Here is a 15,839-nt window from a genome sequence, read left to right on the forward strand (position 1 = left end):
TCGGGCGGGAAAAAGACCAGGGCGCAAAACACAAAAGGGTTGCTGCCTTCTTCTACGACGGCAGCAACCCAAAAGTAAAGCCCGCGGGGCACAAGCCGCGCGGCGGCCCTAATACTTAATGCCCATTTTCTTGGCCATATCGATAAACATCTGCATATCAATGTTGTCGGCGCCGGGTGAGTTGAGCTGGGGCTCCTCGGCCAGGTCGGGAACGGGGTAGCCTTCGGGGGCTCCAAACACAACTTCCAGCGGCTTGCCATCCTCGGGGTGGGGCCCATTGAAGATCAGGCCGGCCTTCTGGTAGTCGTGCTGGCTGAAGGTGTAAAGCTTGCGGTGCAGGCCGTTTTCCTCGTATTTGCGGGTTTCCCTGAATGCTTTGTTGCTCAGCTCGGGCACCGGCACCAGCTTGGTGACTTCCACGCCGGTCAGGTGTTCCAGGGCCCGGGCATAGGCCACCACGTGCAAACCGCCGCGAACCAGCAGGTAGCCCACCATTTCGCGGGCGCAAGGGTCACTGACCATTTCGTAGGCGCGAATCTTATTGGCCCGCGCCCCGCACTCCAGAAAGAAGTTGTGCAGCAAATCCAGCTTCAGGTTGCCGCTGCTGAACACGTTCTGGCCATTCCAGAAGTTGCCCTGCGAGTCAATGGGCAGCGCGGCCTGGGCGCTGGCGCTGAAATGATAAGAGATGCGCGCGTCAGCGGCCGGGGCCAGCGGCGCGGGCTCTGGGTCGTGGCCACGCTTGGTCTGGCCCGTCAGCAGCAGATTGATAGCATACGATACGACTTCGATGTGTCCGTACTCCTCACCGGCAATGCTGGCAATGACATCGTAGAACGGACGCAGCCGCTTCCGACCCCGAAAGTTGAACGACTGGAACGTGTAGTTCATCAGCGTCGACATCTCCCCAAACTTGCCGCCGAGCAGCTCCTGAATAGCGGCGGCGTCGTTGGGAGACGCGTTTTTGGGCGTTGGCAGCTCAATCGGCAGCCGATCCATGCGTAAAATCATCGGATAAGGTGTTAAGGTGAATAGAAAAGCGGGGCCGGTAGGTCGGGTTTTCACACCCAGACCCACCGGCCCCGCTTCTGACTACGGCCTTCAACACCCCGCGTTGTTACAATATTATGCAGCTCAACGGTAGAAGTGTCTGAAAAACAGGCTAGTTCCAGCCGTCGTTTTCCTGCTTGTCCTCCTTCTTTTTCTTCTCCTTTTTCTTGGCGCTGCCTTCGTCCGATTTGGTCTTGACTTTTACTTTTTCCGGGGCTGCCGGCGCCGTGGTGGCCGGGGCGGGCACGGCTGGCACGGCTTCAGCCGGCGTTTCCACGGGTGGAGGGGCCATGTCCTTGGCGGAGTTGATCTGGTCGGCCTTTTCCACGGCTTTCTCCGGGCGCGTGGCCAGCAGCAAATCCTGGGTAATTAGCTCGTTCTTGTCCCAGGCCTTCAGCTCCAGGGCCAGCTTCTCCTTTTCTTCCTTGCCAATCTTTTTGCCCATCAGCGCATCCAAATCGGGCTTGCCTGCATCCTGCCACGCCGTCAGCCACATCGAGGCCACCATCGTGGGGGCCTGCTTGAGGCGGTAGGCTACCTGAGCGCCCACTTCCTTGTTGTAGGCATCGGCAAAGGCGTCGGAATAAGCCCGCCGGGTCTTGCCATACTTGTGCGAAAACGTGTACTTGGTTTCGTTGGTGAAGGCGCGCGTCACCTTTTCTTCCTTGTCGAAGGTGTCGCCCAGGAAGCCGTAGGACTGCTGCACGGCCGTCCAGATGTCGCGCAGCGGGTCTTTCAGGTACTCGGCCTTTTCCGAGTCCAGCTTCCAGTCGGCCAGGTGGCGCTCCGGCAGCTTCGATTCCCAGAGGCTGTGCATGCCCTGCTGGTTGGTCAGCTGCCCGTCGTAGTTAATGGTGGTATGCAGCGGCACGTAGGCATCGGCTACGTAGTGGCCCAGCTCGGCCGAGAGGCGCACGATGGCGGCCGTGTCGCGCGCCCGGAAGGCTTCGGTCAGGGCCTCTTTGGTTTCCATCACAATCCACGGCACGGTGCCGTACTTGCGCAAGGTGTCGGCCGAGTACTTGGCCACGGCCTTTTCCCAGAGCTTGGGCATGGCCCCAAACGGGTCGTCGCCGTAGTGGTCCATGTCGATGTAGTGCTTGGGCGCCTCCTTGGGGTCATCGTCGCGGCGCTGGTCGGGAGCCGTCGAGAGCCGCACGATTTCGGGCATGTGCCGATAGTAAAATCCCTGCATGGCCTTGGGCAGGGTATACACCGCTACCTGGTTGATGGTCCGGTGCGCCAGAAAGCCCCAGCCCGACGACAAAAACGGGCAAAGCAGCACGATGGCGAGGGTAAGTAAATGCTTTTTCATACGAAATGATGAGGGCCATAACTAAGGCTCCGCGAAGTTCGGGATTTTGGATTAAAAACGTATGCGGAGTTTTCTGCGGACGGCTACTTCTAGCGGTGCCGGTTGGGCACAGCGGTCCTGAAAAATATATTCCCCAATCCTGAGTATCCTGCACCCCGTTAGAACCAGCTCCCGCCTCCCGCCCATCCTGCCTGCCTCCATGACTCTGATTTCAAAAAAGAAGATAAACTACGCCATCGGCCCCGAGCTGCGCGACTACCTGCACGAGTACGACCGGGAAACTAAGCTGCCCGTCACCTACCGCGACCTGCTGCGCTACAGCGGCTCGTTTCCGCTGATGGACCGCCAGGGGCGCGACACGCTCTGGCAAACCGTGTTTTACGAGCCCAGCACCCTAATTGAGCTGTCGGCTGACCTGGCCAAGGTGTACGCCCTGCTGCGCACCGACGGCGACCTGTCGTTCACCGACCACCTGCTGGCCGACCGTATCGACTACTGCCAGTTCGGCAACAGCAACCCGTTTCGGGTGCGCATCGTGAATCAACTCAACGACAACTACGACTATTTCTACGTGAAGCGGGCCGATGCCTCCCGCGTGTATGGCCTGGAGCTGGAGCACCTGTTGTCGCCGAACCGCATCAATTACCTCGTGTGCGGCGACTCGCTCATTGAGGAGCACATAGCCGGCATTCCCGGCGACGATTTCATCCGTGACCATCTGCAGCGGCCCCACCTCAATCAGGTGCGCATTGCTAAGGAGTTCGTCAAGTTTAATGAGCGCTGCTTTGCCCGCCTGCTCGGCGATATGCGCGCCTACAACTACGTCATCATCGCCACCCCCGACTTCGAGGACGAGCAGTACCGGGTGCGCGCCATCGACTTCGACCAGCAAAGCTACGAGGGCAAGAAAACGATGTACCTGCCCCAGTTTTTCAAGGACAACCGCCGGGTAGTGCAGATGTGCGGCAAGCTACTCACCACTGAAACCATCCGGCAGTATCAAGCCGAAGAGCGCACCCTCATTGCCCGGCGCGTGCGCCTGGAGCGCTACCGCCTCAAAGATCTGATGGACGTGATGCGCCGCGACGACGTCTCGACCCCCGAAAAAACGGCTCAGCTGAAGCAGGAACTCAACAAGCACTACGGCACCGATGCCTTCGACCGTTGCCGCAACATGGGCGACGTGGTGCACCAGAACCTAAAAATGATGCTGCTGGCCCGCCCGCGCCCCGACTAATCCGTCATCTTTTCCTGGTCGGGCGGAAACCGGTCAAGTAGGTCGTTGAGCTTGTGGTACACGAAGTCGACGGCCTGCTGGCGTACGCTCTGGCAGTTGCCCTCAAATTCCTGGCGGTGCTCCTCGGCGCGGTTCTGGTAGAGAAAGGTAAAAAACAGCGTGCCGGCGGGCTTTTCTTCCGTTTCCGAGCCCCCGGCCGCGCACAGGCCCGTCACGGCCACGCACACGTCGGCGCCCAGCTTCTTGTGCAGGCCCATCACCATCTCATTGGTCACCTGCTGCGACTCAGCCGTGTAAATGTCCAGGGTTTGCTGACTCACGCCCAGGAGCTTGCGCTTGGCCGTGGGGTGGTAGGTAACGATGGAGCCCAGCAGCACGCTGCTGGCGCCCTGCGCCTCAATCAGGCCCGAAGGCAGCATGCCGGCGGTGCAGCTTTCGGCAAAAGCCAGGGTGAGTTTGTACTGAATAAATCGTTTGACGAGAGCAGAAATTTCAGCCTGTTTCATAAAAGGGTACTGAGGAGGGTTTTGAGCCTCTATACTGCCTTTTCGCCACTAGGTTTGCCGCCCGCTCAGGAAGCTCAACGGTGGCAAAACGCCAGTAGCTCCGCCCTTATTCCCTGAAGCTGATCCGTCGAGCAGGCCTGGAAACCCGCACAGAAAAAGCCAGCCCGATTGTGCGGGCTGGCTTTTTTGCTGGTCTGGCCAATATGTGCTGGTGCTATTCCTGCCGGTATACCACGCCCTGCTTCATCACGAAGCGCACCCGCTGCATGGCTTTGATATCCTGCGTCGGGTCGCCATCCACTGCTACTACGTCGGCCAGCTTGCCGGCTTCCAGAGTGCCCAGGTTATCAGTCTGGCCCAGCAATTCAGCGGCCGAAACTGTGGCTGCCCGCAACGCTTCATAAGCGGGCATACCGGCCTCCACCATGTACTGAAACTCCAGGGCATTCACCCCGTGCCGAAATACGGAAGCATCGGTGCCAAACGCAATTTTCACCCCGGCCTTGTAGGCTTTGCCAAACGTGGTCTGCAGCTTGGGCCCAATGCTCAGGGCCTTGGGCGTCACCAGCGGCGGGTAGTAGTTCGGAATCTTGGCCGAGTCGGCCACCGACTTGCCCGCCGTGATGGTGGGCACGTACCAGGTCCCGAATTTCTTCATCAGCTTCATCGTCTCCTCGTCCATCAGGGTGCCGTGCTCGATGCTGGTCACGCCGCCCCGGATGGCGCGTTTCATGCCCTCGGCGCCGTGGGCGTGGCAGGCCACCTGCAGGCCCAGGTCGCGGGCGGTTTCCACAATGGCTTTTATTTCCTCCTCCGTCATCTGGGCGCTGCTGCCGTCTTTGGCCACGCTGAGCACGCCGCCGGTAGAGGCAATCTTAATCAGATCGGAGCCGCGCTTGTACTGCTCGCGCACGGCCTGTCGGCACTGGTCGGGCCCGTTGGCCACTCCGTCGGAAGGGCCAGGCATGCCCATCAAGTCCTGGCGGTAGCCGTTGGTAGGGTCCATGTGGCCGCCAGTGCCGGATATGGCCCGGCCCGCCGTGAAAATGCGCGGCCCCACGGCCTGTCCGCGGTTCACGGCGTTGCGCAGGGCTACGTTCACGCCCGAGCCGCCCAGGTCGCGCACCGTGGTGAAGCCCGAAAGCAGGGTTTTGCGGGCGTGGTCGAGGGAGCCAAAGGCCACGTCGGCGGGGTTTTCGGTCAGCTCTTTCAGGAAGCCGTCTTTGCTGGTTTCGCCCTCCAGATGCACGTGGCAGTCAATCAGGCCGGGCAGCACCGTCTTGTTTTTCAGGTCGATGACCTGGTCGGTGCTGCTGCCGGTGGCGTAGCCGCTTTGCACGGCCACCACGCGGCCTTTCTCTACCACGAGGGTCATTTCGGTCTGGGTCTGGGCTTTGCTGGAACGCATATCCAGCAGGCGGCCGCAGTGCAGGTAGGTTTTCTGGGCGAAAGCCGAGGCCAGCGGGAAAGTGCAGAACAGAGTTGCCAGAGCCGCGCGTCGAAGTGGGAGCATAGAGTAGATGAGTAGGAGTGGGGCTTGAAGGTACAACATAGAAAAACGCTGCATGCCGCCTAACTCCGCCGGAATCCGTACCTTGATGCCGGCCCTGATGTCGCGGGGTCGTTATCCATCCTTCTCTTCACTTTTCCTGCTCCAATGGCTACGCACGAAGAATTTGAAGCCGCCGCTCAGCGCGCCCAGCAACTACCCACCAAGCCCAATAACATGGTGCTGCTCCAACTCTATGCCCTCTACAAGCAAGCCTCCGAAGGCGACGTAACCGGCGACCGGCCCGGCGGATTCGATTTTAAAGGCATTGCCAAATACGACGCCTGGGCCAGCCTCAGCGGCAAAAGCAAAGATGCTGCCCGCCAGGAGTACGTCGACTTGGTGACCTCCCTGTTTCAGGGCGCCTAAGCCCGATACTGTCCTTGCGAGGAGGCAGGACATTCCGCGCCTTAAGCGGCGGCAATCCGTCCTCTACGCAGTGGCACACGCTCTTTTACCAGAAAGCCCTTTCCTACTTGCGTGGGAAAGGGCTTCTCAGTGAAGGAAGACTCCGTGCATTTCAGCAAACAGAGTTGCAACGACTGCGCCTGATACTTATACCTTGGGCGCGGGCAAATCGAAAGCTTCGGCGTTGTGCTCGAAGTGGCCTTTGTGCGAACCGTCGCAGAAAGGCTTGTTCTTGGACAAACCGCAGCGGCAGATGCTGACCCGCTCGCGGCCAGCGAGGCCATAGGGCTGGCCCTGGGCATCCACGATTTCGAAGTCGCCCTCTACGCGCAGGGAGCCGTTGCTGAGGACAGTGAGTTTGGTAGCCATAAAAGAAGGAAAAGGCACTAAGTGAAGAAAATATCAGGGTAAGCCAACCAAAACAGGTTAGTCCAGGCAGTTTTTAGTGGCGCAGGACAATGGCGTATACGTAGCCGACAAGATGGTCCAGGCGTTGTTTTCGAACTTCCACATCAGCCAGTACTTGCCAATGATGCGGTTTTTGCTTTTGTCCTGGGGGTCGGTCCAGGCTTCGGCCCACTCGCCGGTTTCGTAGGCTAGCTGGCCTAGGTCGTTCAGTTCCACGTTGGTGCTGCGGTTCATCCACGTCACGTCGGGGCGCTGCCGAAACCGGCTGCGAAACCACTGGCGCGAGGTTGCTTCGGTGGTGCGGCTGCCCGAAGCAGTGCTTACCGTGATGCCCGGATTGAACAGACCATAAAAAGCGGTGGTGTCGCGGCTGTTGAAGGCCTTGTTCCAGGTTTCGCTCCGGGCCTTAATCAGCTCCAGGTGCTTCTGTTTGACGATCTGGCCGAAGCCGAGCTGACTGAGCAAGACGAGCGTCGCCACGGCCGGCAGGCGGCGCAGCAGAAAAGAAGTAGAAATGCTCATAGGGAAATAAAAAGGGTAAGGGAAAGACGGCGCAATTACGCCAGTTCTTTGCGCATTACGTAGTCGTTCATCCAATAGGGCCCGATGGCAATGTCTTCTTCGCGGTGGCGCTGGAAGCCCAGCCGCTCGTAGAAGGAAATGGCGGGATTGTGGCGGTTCACGTTCAGCTCCAGGGTTTTGCCGCCCATTTGGCGGGTGGCGTCTTCCACGGCTTCCAGCAGGTTGTGGCCCAGGCCCTGCCCCTGGTGAGAGGGCAGAATATAAATCTTGTGGAGCTTGAAGAGCGCATCGCCGGCGGGCAGGCGCGAAAAGGACGCGTAGCCGGCCGGGTGGCCATCGGCCTGCAACAGCAGAAAGGTATGGCCCTCCTCGCTGATCTGGCGCTGCAGGGACGTCGGCGTGTAAATCACGCGGTACATGTACTCAATCTGATCCTTCGAGATGATGAAGCGGTAGGTGGGTTCCCAGGTGGCTTCGGCCAGCTGGATAATCGTCGGAATATCGGCCAGCGTGGCGGGCTGAATAGTAATAGCAGGAGGCGAGGAAGCAGACATATGGTGCAAAAACGGCATTTTTTAGCGAAAAAACGAACCTCGACGGCGCCGAAACTCGTTTTGGGCCAGAAATTGCCAAGCGGCATACGACGGCTGCTTTCCCCGTCGTTCGTACACTTTCGCCCTGCTTTCTGCCTTATGAAACGATTCCTGCTTCCGATCTGCCTAGTGGCCGCCGGCCTCAGCGCCTCCCCGCTGACTGCCACTGCCCAGCAAAAATCCACCCCGGCCAAGCAGCCCAGCGCATCTACGCCCTCGGCCATCGAGCGGGATTTGGACGTGTTCAGCGAGTGGGTGAACGACAAGCTGGACCGGGCCGAAGGCGGCGTCCGCCGGGAACTGCCCCGCATCAAGGAAGACTTTGAGCGCCAGAGCCGCCGCCTCGACAAAGCCGTTGACAGTCTGTCGAGCCAGTCGAAGCGCGAATACGGCACCCAGAAGCGGCGCTACCAAAGCTGGGAATCCAAGCAGGATAGCCTGGATGCCGCGGCCCGCCAGCCCGAAACGGCCAGCGCCGCTCAGCGCCGTCTGCTCAACGAAACCGTAACCATCAGCAAGGCCCGGCCCGAGGAATTACCCGAGCTATACCTGCACCTGCTGGAAACCACCCGCGAGAAGCGCCGCACCTGGACCCAAGCGGACTGGAGCGCCGCCGGCGCCGTGCTCGAGCGCCTGAATACGCGCTACGAGCAGGTGCGCGAGAAGCTGCCGCTGGAAGAACGGATTCGTATCCGCTCCTGGCAGGGTGAGTTCCGCACCCTGGAAAAAGCCCGTGACGTAAAAGATATTATGAAAGAGTAGCCGCTGGCTCTGATTCTCTACTGCAAAAAGGCCTCCCTGCGGAGGTCTTTTTTTGTGGCTATTAGGCGGCTACCCGCTGCCGGCGCAGCCATTCCCAGGCCGCGTCCACGTCGTAGAACAGCTGGATGGGCAGGTGCTTGCCGACGTGTTCGGCAAATTCCATACTGATGCCCTGGTTCTGCATATCGGGCGAGAAAACGTAGGCAAAGGCCCGCAAACCGCCTTTCATAGCTTGGGGCAACCACTCATACTCCAGCCAGGGCAAGGCCTCCGACCATTCGCCCGTCGAGTCGGTTTTGTCGTTGAGCAGTAGCGGGCAGTGGTATTGCTGCTGAATCGGGCCGGCGGCCGTGGCTACTTCAATCACCTCGGGCCCGGTCAGGTTACCCGTCCAGCGGATGTAGAGCAGCTGCTGTTCGGGATACAGCCGGAAGGAGGCAATTGGCTGGCCGTGGGAGTCGAGCACCGTGCCTAAGTCAGTATATACTGTGGATAAGGGTGCCATAAGCAGAAGATAGCAGGGCGGGAGAGCAGAAAGCAGAGCAGGAAAGGGCGAAAACCAGGTGCATAGCCGCCCGAGAAACACCTCTGACGGAAAGCATTAGGTTATTAAGATACGAATTTTACCTGGCACGGACAATATCAGCGGCTCGGCCGTTTATATGCGCGGGGTTGGTTGCTTTCCGCTACTTTTGTAAGCTCTTTTTTCGTTTCGCTACCCGCACCCCGCTCATGCACATTGCAATCGTCGGCAACATTGGAGCCGGCAAGACAACGCTGGCTAATAAACTAGCGCACCATTTCAACTGGGAGGTATTCCTGGAAGACGTGGACCACAATCCCTACCTGAAGGATTTCTACGACGACATGCCGCGCTGGGCATTTCACCTGCAGGTGTACTTTCTGAACAGTCGCTTCCGCCAGACTCAGCACATCAAAAAGCTGCAGAGCGCCAGCAAAGGCGTGATTCAGGACCGCACCATCTACGAGGACGCCCACATCTTCGCGGCCAACCTGCACGAGTCGGGCCTGATGAGTGAGCGGGACCACCAGAACTACCTGGCCCTATTCGAGTCGATGATCAGCATGGTGGATGCGCCCGATTTGCTGCTTTACCTGCGCGCCGATTTGCCCAAGCTGATTCAGCAGATCGAGAAGCGCAACCGCGACTACGAGAACAACATCAAGATTGAGTACCTCAAAAACCTCAATGAGCACTACGAGCGGTGGATCAGCAACTACAAGTATGGCAAGCTGCTGATTGTAGACGTGAACAACCTTGACTATGTGAATAACCCCGAAGATCTGGGCGTTATTATCGACAAGATTAACAGCACGCTGTTCGGCCTATTTTAAGCAGCCGCAAAGCCAAAAAAGGCTCGTTGATAATTCAACGAGCCTTTTTTGTTGTTAGCCGCCAATCGGTTTTAGCCTTCGGTCATGGCTTCGTTCAGGAAATGTACCCAGGGCTGGGCCGCCTGCCAGGCCGCAAGCACACGGTCGGGGAAGTCGGCACGGAGCACTTCCTTATCAGAGAAGGAGCGCCACACAAAAAAGCTTTTCAGCCGCAGCCACTCGATTTCGGGGTCGGCGCGGTCGTAGCCTTTCGGGGCCGTGCGCAGGCTCTGGCTCATGTCGAGGCCCTGGGGAAACTCGCGCAGCAGCGCAGCATCCTGGCGCAGGGCGTGGAAGGTTTCGGGGGAATAGTGAATTTCCTGGCGGATGCGGGCCAGCTGCGCGGGCTCGGGCATCCAGCGGCCGGCCCCCACGTAGGTTTCGCCACCCGGCTCGATGGCCACGAAGTAGCCGGCCCACGGGCTATGCCGGCCGCCGGGCTTCAGCCCCGCACCCATGTGGCGCTTGTAGGGCTCGTCGCTTTGCTGAAACCGATCGTTTTTGTTGATGCGGAACATCACATCCGAAGGGCTCAGGCCGGCCAGGCGCGGCTCGAAACGCTGACTACGCTCCAGCAGATCGGCGGTGAATTCGGTGTAAATGGCCCGGGCCCGGTGGTAGTCGGCGCGGTTGGCGTCCATCCAGATCTTGTGGTTGTTGGCCGCCAGGTCGCGCAGAAACGTCAGAAGAAATTGTCGATCCATAGGACAGGGCTAACACTAAAAAGCGAAAAAAAGCTGCCTGAACCCGCAAAAAACAGCAAAAAGCAACAGCTCCGGATTCCCACCCGGGGTCCGGAGCTGCAAGAACTCTTAGTAGCCAAAAAGGCGGCTTAGCGCTGGCGCAGGGCTTGAGTGTCGGCCGAGTGCTTGCCGTAGTTCAGGGCCCAGTTGAAGGACAGGAATTCGACGGTAGCTTTGGGTTCAATCTTGGCCGTGGAGTAGCGGTTCAGGAAAGCAATGAGCTTCTCGCCTTCGCCAAACTCGGCGGCGTACCAGTCGAACAGGCTGGAAAGGCGTACTTTGGTGGGCGTAAGCTGGTTGAGCGTGCTATGAGCCAGAAACAGGCGGGCCTGGGCATCGAGCTGCTGGTTGAGGCGGGCTCCGTCGTAGGCTTCGTTCAGCAGGGGCGGCGAAGAAGTGGCGGCACACACGAGGGCAAAATGCACGCGCGGGTCCTGAAACTGGGGCCGCAGCACTTCCTTTTCGATGGTATTGAGCGAATAAAGCTTGCCGCCCACGTTAATCCAGTTGTCTTCCCAGGCCGACTTGTAGCCCTTGAGCACCTTGACCCGGATTTCGTTCATGCTGGCCACGGGGTAGTATTGAAGTACCGTGTAAATCGTGGCGGCGTTGTAGAGGTTCAGCCAGTAGGCTTCCGCGTCGGGCTTAGCCCAGGCCGTGGTTGGGGGCGTCTTGCGCAGGTTTTGCAGGTAGGCGTCGAGTTGGTCTTCATCCTCGATAAAGCCTTCGTAATCCACCAAGCCCTCGTGCGTGACGTGCTTGCGCAGCAGGTCGGTCCAGGTGCTGTGCAGCAGGTTGGGGGCCTTGGTATCCTCTGCGGGGCGGGCCAGGGCGGGCCGGCTGGCGGCAACCCACAGCAGGAGCGCCAGCAGCCAGGGTAAAGCAGAGGAGTTCTTCATGCGCAAATCGGGTGTCAAAGTAGGAGGGCAGGCGGGCGAAAAAAGCGGCAGCTGGGCTGCCAAGCAGCAATCGAACCAAAACTGTTTCCAGCGAAGACAACTGCAATATCTGGCAGTTGAATTATTTAAGGTTTTAATTGATTTTCAAAGCTAATAGGAATTTGCATAATCAGCAAAGTCCACGCTAACTTTTTGATACTATACAGCTTGGATCGGGAAGGTGAAACGACCTGGAGAGTTTTGCTAAATGGATTTTCCGCGAAAAAAAGCCAGCCTTCAGCTCAAATAACTCTGCACCGCCACCACGTCGCCAACGCGCAGCGTACCCCGGGCCGGACTGGTTACGTTTTGCCCGAACATGACTTTGTTGTTCTGGGTGCGGTAGGTGGCCATCGTGCGGAGCGGCTCGGCGCTTTTCTGGGCGGTCTTCTGGTCGATGGTCGTGACCACGCAGCGGCCGCAGGGGCGCACACCCTGAAATGTCACGTCGCCGATTACAAAGTCGCGCCAGGTGTCTTCCTCGTAGGCCTGCCCACCCGTAAATACCAGGCTGGGCCGAAACCGGTCCATGGGCACAGGCTGGGCCAGGCGGGAATTCAGATCAGCCAGTGACGACTGCCCGATGAGCAGGTAGGGGTAGGCATCGGCGAAGCTCACGTAGCCGGCCACTTCGCCGCCATCGGTGCCGCGCATCACCATATCCGACATGTACACCAGCTTGCAGACGCGGCCCAGGGCCTCGCTCAGCCAGGAGTCGGCCTCGGGCGTGCCGCGCCAGGCAAACACCATATCATCCCAGATGGTGACGAACAGGGTGCGCTCGGGCGTGGCCTCGAAGGGAATATAGAGCGGCAACAATTCGGGCCGGGCCGTATGCACGAGCAGAAAGCCGTTGTAAGCCGGCAACACGTTGAGCAAGGCCATTTCCGCGGTCTGGCGCTGGGTCATGAACTGGTTGCGCTCATCCACAATAAGCCAGCGGCGGTCGTGGCGCAGGCCGCGGGGCTCTACTACGGCTTCGGTAACACGGATTCCGCCCAGCGACTTGACGGGATAGATATAGAGGTCGGAAAGGACAAGGGGTGTGGCCATGCCCCAAAGGTAAGATGGGGAAATGGGAGGAATGTGGGGAATGTGGTTAAATGGGAGAAATGTGGTTGGATGTGCCGAATATGAGAAATGTTAGGAATGCAGAAATCGTGTCCTTGCGAGGCGTAGCCGTGGCATCCGCAGGACGGCGCAGCTACTCCGTCCGCTGAAATGCAGAAAGCTTCCTTCACTGAAAAGCCCTTTGTCGAACCGTCGATAAAGGGCTTTTCAGTGAAGGAACGGTTGTCACGAGCAGAAGACGGATTGCCGTGCTTCGTGCCTCGCAATGACAGAGTATTAACACATCAGCATATTCAACCACATTCGCACATTGTCCGCGCCTGTTCTAGTGCAGAGGACGTTTTTTGATGACGCCGCCTTTGGTTTCTTTCACGCTGTGCATCACCAGAAAGGCGCTGCGGTCAATCTTTTCCACTTCGTCGGTGAGGCGGCCCAGCTCCAGGCGGGTAATGACGGTAAACACGATGTCGACGGCCTGCGGTGCCTCGCCGCGCACTCCGTAGCCACGCTTGCCGCTGTAGACGGTTGCGCCCCGGCCCAGCTTTTCGGTAATCATGCGCCGGATGGCGTCGCTGCGGCCCGACACGATGGTGACACCGGTATATTCCTCGATGCCGTCGATGATGAAGTCGATGGTTTTGGACGCCGATAAGTAGGCCAAGATAGAATACAGGGCCGTTTCAAACGACAGCACCGCCGCCGCCACGGCGAAAATCAGGATGTTGAGCCCCAGAATAATATCGCCGATGGTCAGGCTGGTTTTCTTGCTCAGAAACACGGCCAGAATCTCGGTGCCGTCGAGCACGCCGCCGCCCCGCATGGCCAGCCCGATACCTGCCCCGAGAAAAAAGCCCCCGAACACCGAAATCAGGAGCTTGTCCTGGGTGAGAATAGGGAAGCTGACGACGACCAGCACCCCGGCCAGCCCCAGGATGGAGAGCAGCGTCTTGAAGGCGAAGAGCCGGTCGATCTGGAAGTAGCCCAGCACGACGAAGGGAACGTTGATCAGGACAATGAGCAGCGGCAGGGGCAGGCCAAACACCCGGGCCAGCAGCAGGGAAATGCCCGTTACCCCGCCGTCGATGAAGCCGTTGGGCAACAGGAACCCCTTCAGACCCAGTCCGGCCGAAAAGATGCCGGCCACCAGAAACGCCACGTTGGTAAGCTGCCGCCGCCACCAGCGCCGGTTGCGCAGCGCCGCCAGGGCCCGCGGGGGCCGCCGTCGGCGCCGCGGTGGCTCGGAGCGCGGCTGCCGGCGAAGCTTGTCGAGCATAAGAAGCTGGGGAATAAGCATAGAGGAGCAGCTAAGGTTGCTGCCTAGTACGCGCCGCTGTCAGCTTGCGTTAGTGCGAGCCGGCCAGAACAGCACTGGGAGGGAGGTGGCAATACCTTTTTTACCAGTTTCAAACGCTGTGGACAGCCTATGCAGAACAAAAAAAAGGAGGCAACGACCTACGCCGTTGCCTCCTTTTTAGGCTTATCTGCTTTGCTGCTACTGGCCCGAGCTGGCGCCTTTCTGGGTTTGCTGGGTAGCCAGCTGCACGGCTTTGTACAGATTCACTACGCCGCCGGTAGTCGAAAGCTGGGTGAAGTCCACTGTTTTGGTGTCGCCGGGCTGGGGCACCTTGGTGTGCACCGGCGCAGCCGACTGCATAATAATGCGCTTCAAATCGGCGGCGGTGAGCTGGGGAAAATAGGACTTGAGCACGGCGGCTACGCCCGCTACCGTAGGGGCGGCCATGCTGGTGCCGCTTTCGTTGCCGTATTTGCTGCCGGGCATGGTGGAATAGATGCCCACGCCGGGCGCGAATACATCGACCTTCTTGCCGTAGTTGGAGAAGTTGGCCGTCAGCTGCGCATCGTTGGTGCTGCCCGAGGCGCCGATGGTAATGAAGTTGGAATAAGCCGCGCCCGAAACTGGTGTGGGAGCGGGGTAGTGCACAATGGCATCGATGTTCTTCGACTCGTTGCCGGCGGCGTGTACCAGCAGCACGCCCTTCGACTCGGCGTAGCGAATAGCGGCATCCACGGCGGCGCGGTGGGGCGAGTAGTACTTGCCAAAGCTCATGTTGATGATGCTGGCTCCGTTGTCCACGGCGTAGCGGATGGCGTTGGCCACGTCCTTGTCGTGCTCGTCGCCGTTGGGCACGGCCCGCACGCCCATGATGCGCACCGAAGCGCCAGCCACGCCCTGAATACCGAGGTTGTTTTCGCGGTCGGCGGCAATGATACCCGCTACGTGGGTGCCGTGCAGGGCGTCGGGGCCGGTGATGTCGGCGTTGCCGTAGTTACGGTCCTTGGTGTTGTTCTCATCGTCGCCGACGATGGCGCGGGGCTTGTAGTCCAGGTTCAGGGAGTAGTCGAGGTGCTTCTGGGTCTCGGTAGTGGCTTCCTGAATCTGCTTGACCACGGCGTCCATATCCGGCAGACCCGACGATTTGAGGCTTTCGTAGAGCTGGGTGGTCAGGCCAATCAGGCGGGCGTCAGGATTTTTCACCGGGGGGCGGCGCAATACGGCCGTATCCACGCGCGTCACGCCCAGAACGGCTTTGAGCTGCTCGTTGATGTTGGCCAGGTTTTCACCCAGGGGCTTATACTCTTCCAACTGCTGCTTTTCCTCCTTCACCTTCTCGGCATAGTCCTTTTTCACCTTCTGGTAGAGGTCGTACTCGGCGCGCTTGGCGGCGGGCACCGCCGTGCGCACTTTGCCCTCATACAGCGGCTTGAGGCGGGCTACCAGGCGGGTTTCCTCGTAGAGGTCCACGTCCACGTTGCGCCCGTCTTTGCCGCCCAGGAAGTTCCAGCCGTGGATGTCGTCCACGTAGCCGTTCTTGTCGTCGTCGATGCCGTTGCCGACGATTTCCTTGGGGTTTTTCCAGAGCACGCGCTTCAGATCCTCGTGCGTGGTGTCGATGCCGGCGTCAATGACGGCCACTACCACGGGCGAGGCGGTGCGGGCTTTCAGCAGCTCCTCGTAGGTGCGCTGGGTGCTGATGCCCATTACTTTATCCTTCGTCGGGTCGAGGTGGGTCCATTGCTGCACGGGGGCGGCGGGGGCCGGAGTCGGCGTGGAAACGCTTTGCGCCAGGGAAACAGCCGGCACCAGCAGCGCCAGGCCCAGGGAAGTCAGGAAGGAATGCGGAAATGCGCTCATGCGGCAATAAGTCGGGGAGAAGATGCGGGAAAGATAGACCACTGACGCTAATTCGCTTGAACCGTTGCCGCGTCAGCTGGTTTTCAGCTCCAAACCATACTCGTACGGCTATATGTTCCCGGCGGGGCAGATAGTATGGGAATTGCAGGAGTAGATAAGGCGCACTTATTCAAAGTCGGCTGTCATCC

The 15,839-nt window shown here is 59.4% G+C and carries 17 protein-coding genes; 4 read left to right on the plus strand and 13 right to left on the minus strand.

Annotated elements, in window-relative coordinates:
• Positions 1 to 108: 108 nt before the first annotated feature.
• Both LGH70_RS08835 and LGH70_RS08840 read right to left on the minus strand, forming a co-directional pair.
• Positions 109 to 999 (minus strand): manganese catalase family protein, encoded by an 891-nt coding sequence (locus LGH70_RS08835; protein ID WP_226184870.1) that lies wholly within the window; start codon positions 997 to 999, stop codon positions 109 to 111.
• Positions 1,000 to 1,162: 163 nt separating this feature from the next.
• Positions 1,163 to 2,365 carry a zinc dependent phospholipase C family protein gene (locus LGH70_RS08840; RefSeq protein WP_226184871.1) on the minus strand — a complete coding sequence of 401 codons (1,203 nt, stop codon included), beginning with the start codon at positions 2,363 to 2,365 and terminating at the stop codon, positions 1,163 to 1,165.
• 199 nt (positions 2,366 to 2,564) lie between these two features.
• On the opposite strand from LGH70_RS08840, the gene LGH70_RS08845 reads away from it, so the two are divergent.
• Entirely contained in the window at positions 2,565 to 3,602 is a 1,038-nt protein-coding gene (locus tag LGH70_RS08845) for a hypothetical protein (protein WP_226184872.1), read from the plus strand.
• On the opposite strand, the gene LGH70_RS08850 is transcribed toward LGH70_RS08845, so the two are convergent.
• On the minus strand, positions 3,599 to 4,108 hold the full coding sequence (locus tag LGH70_RS08850; protein WP_226184873.1) for a CinA family protein: 510 nt from the start codon (positions 4,106 to 4,108) through the stop codon (positions 3,599 to 3,601). The two genes, LGH70_RS08845 and LGH70_RS08850, sit on opposite strands and share 4 nt — an antisense overlap.
• A gap of 214 nt (positions 4,109 to 4,322) precedes the next feature.
• Positions 4,323 to 5,621, minus strand: coding sequence for a metal-dependent hydrolase family protein (locus LGH70_RS08855; RefSeq protein ID WP_226184874.1), 1,299 nt, complete (start codon positions 5,619 to 5,621; stop codon positions 4,323 to 4,325).
• Between the two features lie 144 nt (positions 5,622 to 5,765).
• Here LGH70_RS08855 and LGH70_RS08860 point away from each other — a divergent pair, with 144 nt between their 5' ends.
• The gene (locus LGH70_RS08860) at positions 5,766 to 6,026 is read left to right on the plus strand and encodes an acyl-CoA-binding protein (RefSeq protein WP_226184875.1); all 261 of its coding nucleotides are present in this window, start codon (positions 5,766 to 5,768) and stop codon (positions 6,024 to 6,026) included.
• Positions 6,027 to 6,212: 186 nt separating this feature from the next.
• Here the strand turns inward: LGH70_RS08860 and LGH70_RS08865 are convergent, their stop codons facing one another.
• Genes LGH70_RS08865 through LGH70_RS08875 form a run of 3 tightly spaced genes read right to left on the minus strand, consistent with a single transcriptional unit; the run spans position 6,213 to position 7,549 of the window.
• Complete coding sequence (locus LGH70_RS08865) at positions 6,213 to 6,434, minus strand: CDGSH iron-sulfur domain-containing protein (RefSeq protein WP_226184876.1); 222 nt, start codon at positions 6,432 to 6,434, stop codon at positions 6,213 to 6,215.
• A gap of 57 nt (positions 6,435 to 6,491) precedes the next feature.
• On the minus strand, positions 6,492 to 6,995 hold the full coding sequence (locus LGH70_RS08870) for a YybH family protein (protein ID WP_226184877.1): 504 nt from the start codon (positions 6,993 to 6,995) through the stop codon (positions 6,492 to 6,494).
• Between the two features lie 35 nt (positions 6,996 to 7,030).
• Positions 7,031 to 7,549, minus strand: a complete 519-nt coding sequence (locus tag LGH70_RS08875) for a GNAT family N-acetyltransferase (protein ID WP_226184878.1) — start codon at positions 7,547 to 7,549, stop codon at positions 7,031 to 7,033.
• Between the two features lie 138 nt (positions 7,550 to 7,687).
• Here LGH70_RS08875 and LGH70_RS08880 point away from each other — a divergent pair, with 138 nt between their 5' ends.
• Entirely contained in the window at positions 7,688 to 8,350 is a 663-nt protein-coding gene (locus tag LGH70_RS08880; protein WP_226184879.1) for a DUF6565 domain-containing protein, read from the plus strand.
• A 61-nt stretch (positions 8,351 to 8,411) separates the two neighbouring features.
• Here the strand turns inward: LGH70_RS08880 and LGH70_RS08885 are convergent, their stop codons facing one another.
• Complete coding sequence (locus LGH70_RS08885) at positions 8,412 to 8,855, minus strand: STAS/SEC14 domain-containing protein (RefSeq protein ID WP_226184880.1); 444 nt, start codon at positions 8,853 to 8,855, stop codon at positions 8,412 to 8,414.
• 227 nt (positions 8,856 to 9,082) lie between these two features.
• Between LGH70_RS08885 and LGH70_RS08890 the strand changes: the two genes are divergently transcribed.
• On the plus strand, positions 9,083 to 9,706 hold the full coding sequence (locus LGH70_RS08890; protein WP_226184881.1) for a deoxynucleoside kinase: 624 nt from the start codon (positions 9,083 to 9,085) through the stop codon (positions 9,704 to 9,706).
• Between the two features lie 71 nt (positions 9,707 to 9,777).
• On the opposite strand, the gene LGH70_RS08895 is transcribed toward LGH70_RS08890, so the two are convergent.
• The 5 genes from LGH70_RS08895 to LGH70_RS08915 all read right to left on the minus strand — a co-directional run bounded on the left by LGH70_RS08895 (position 9,778) and on the right by LGH70_RS08915 (position 15,651).
• On the minus strand, positions 9,778 to 10,449 hold the full coding sequence (locus LGH70_RS08895; RefSeq protein WP_226184882.1) for a DUF2461 domain-containing protein: 672 nt from the start codon (positions 10,447 to 10,449) through the stop codon (positions 9,778 to 9,780).
• Between the two features lie 128 nt (positions 10,450 to 10,577).
• Positions 10,578 to 11,387 carry a DUF547 domain-containing protein gene (locus tag LGH70_RS08900; RefSeq protein ID WP_226184883.1) on the minus strand — a complete coding sequence of 270 codons (810 nt, stop codon included), beginning with the start codon at positions 11,385 to 11,387 and terminating at the stop codon, positions 10,578 to 10,580.
• 276 nt (positions 11,388 to 11,663) lie between these two features.
• Positions 11,664 to 12,479: an MOSC domain-containing protein gene (locus tag LGH70_RS08905; protein WP_226184884.1), complete on the minus strand. Its 816-nt coding sequence runs from the start codon at positions 12,477 to 12,479 to the stop codon at positions 11,664 to 11,666.
• Between the two features lie 343 nt (positions 12,480 to 12,822).
• Positions 12,823 to 13,770 (minus strand): YitT family protein, encoded by a 948-nt coding sequence (locus LGH70_RS08910; RefSeq protein WP_226184885.1) that lies wholly within the window; start codon positions 13,768 to 13,770, stop codon positions 12,823 to 12,825.
• A gap of 219 nt (positions 13,771 to 13,989) precedes the next feature.
• Positions 13,990 to 15,651 carry a S8 family peptidase gene (locus tag LGH70_RS08915; protein ID WP_226184886.1) on the minus strand — a complete coding sequence of 554 codons (1,662 nt, stop codon included), beginning with the start codon at positions 15,649 to 15,651 and terminating at the stop codon, positions 13,990 to 13,992.
• Positions 15,652 to 15,839 lie beyond the last annotated feature (188 nt).

The sequence above is a fragment of the Hymenobacter nitidus genome (assembly GCF_020447315.1).
GTDB classification, from domain to species: domain Bacteria; phylum Bacteroidota; class Bacteroidia; order Cytophagales; family Hymenobacteraceae; genus Hymenobacter; species Hymenobacter nitidus.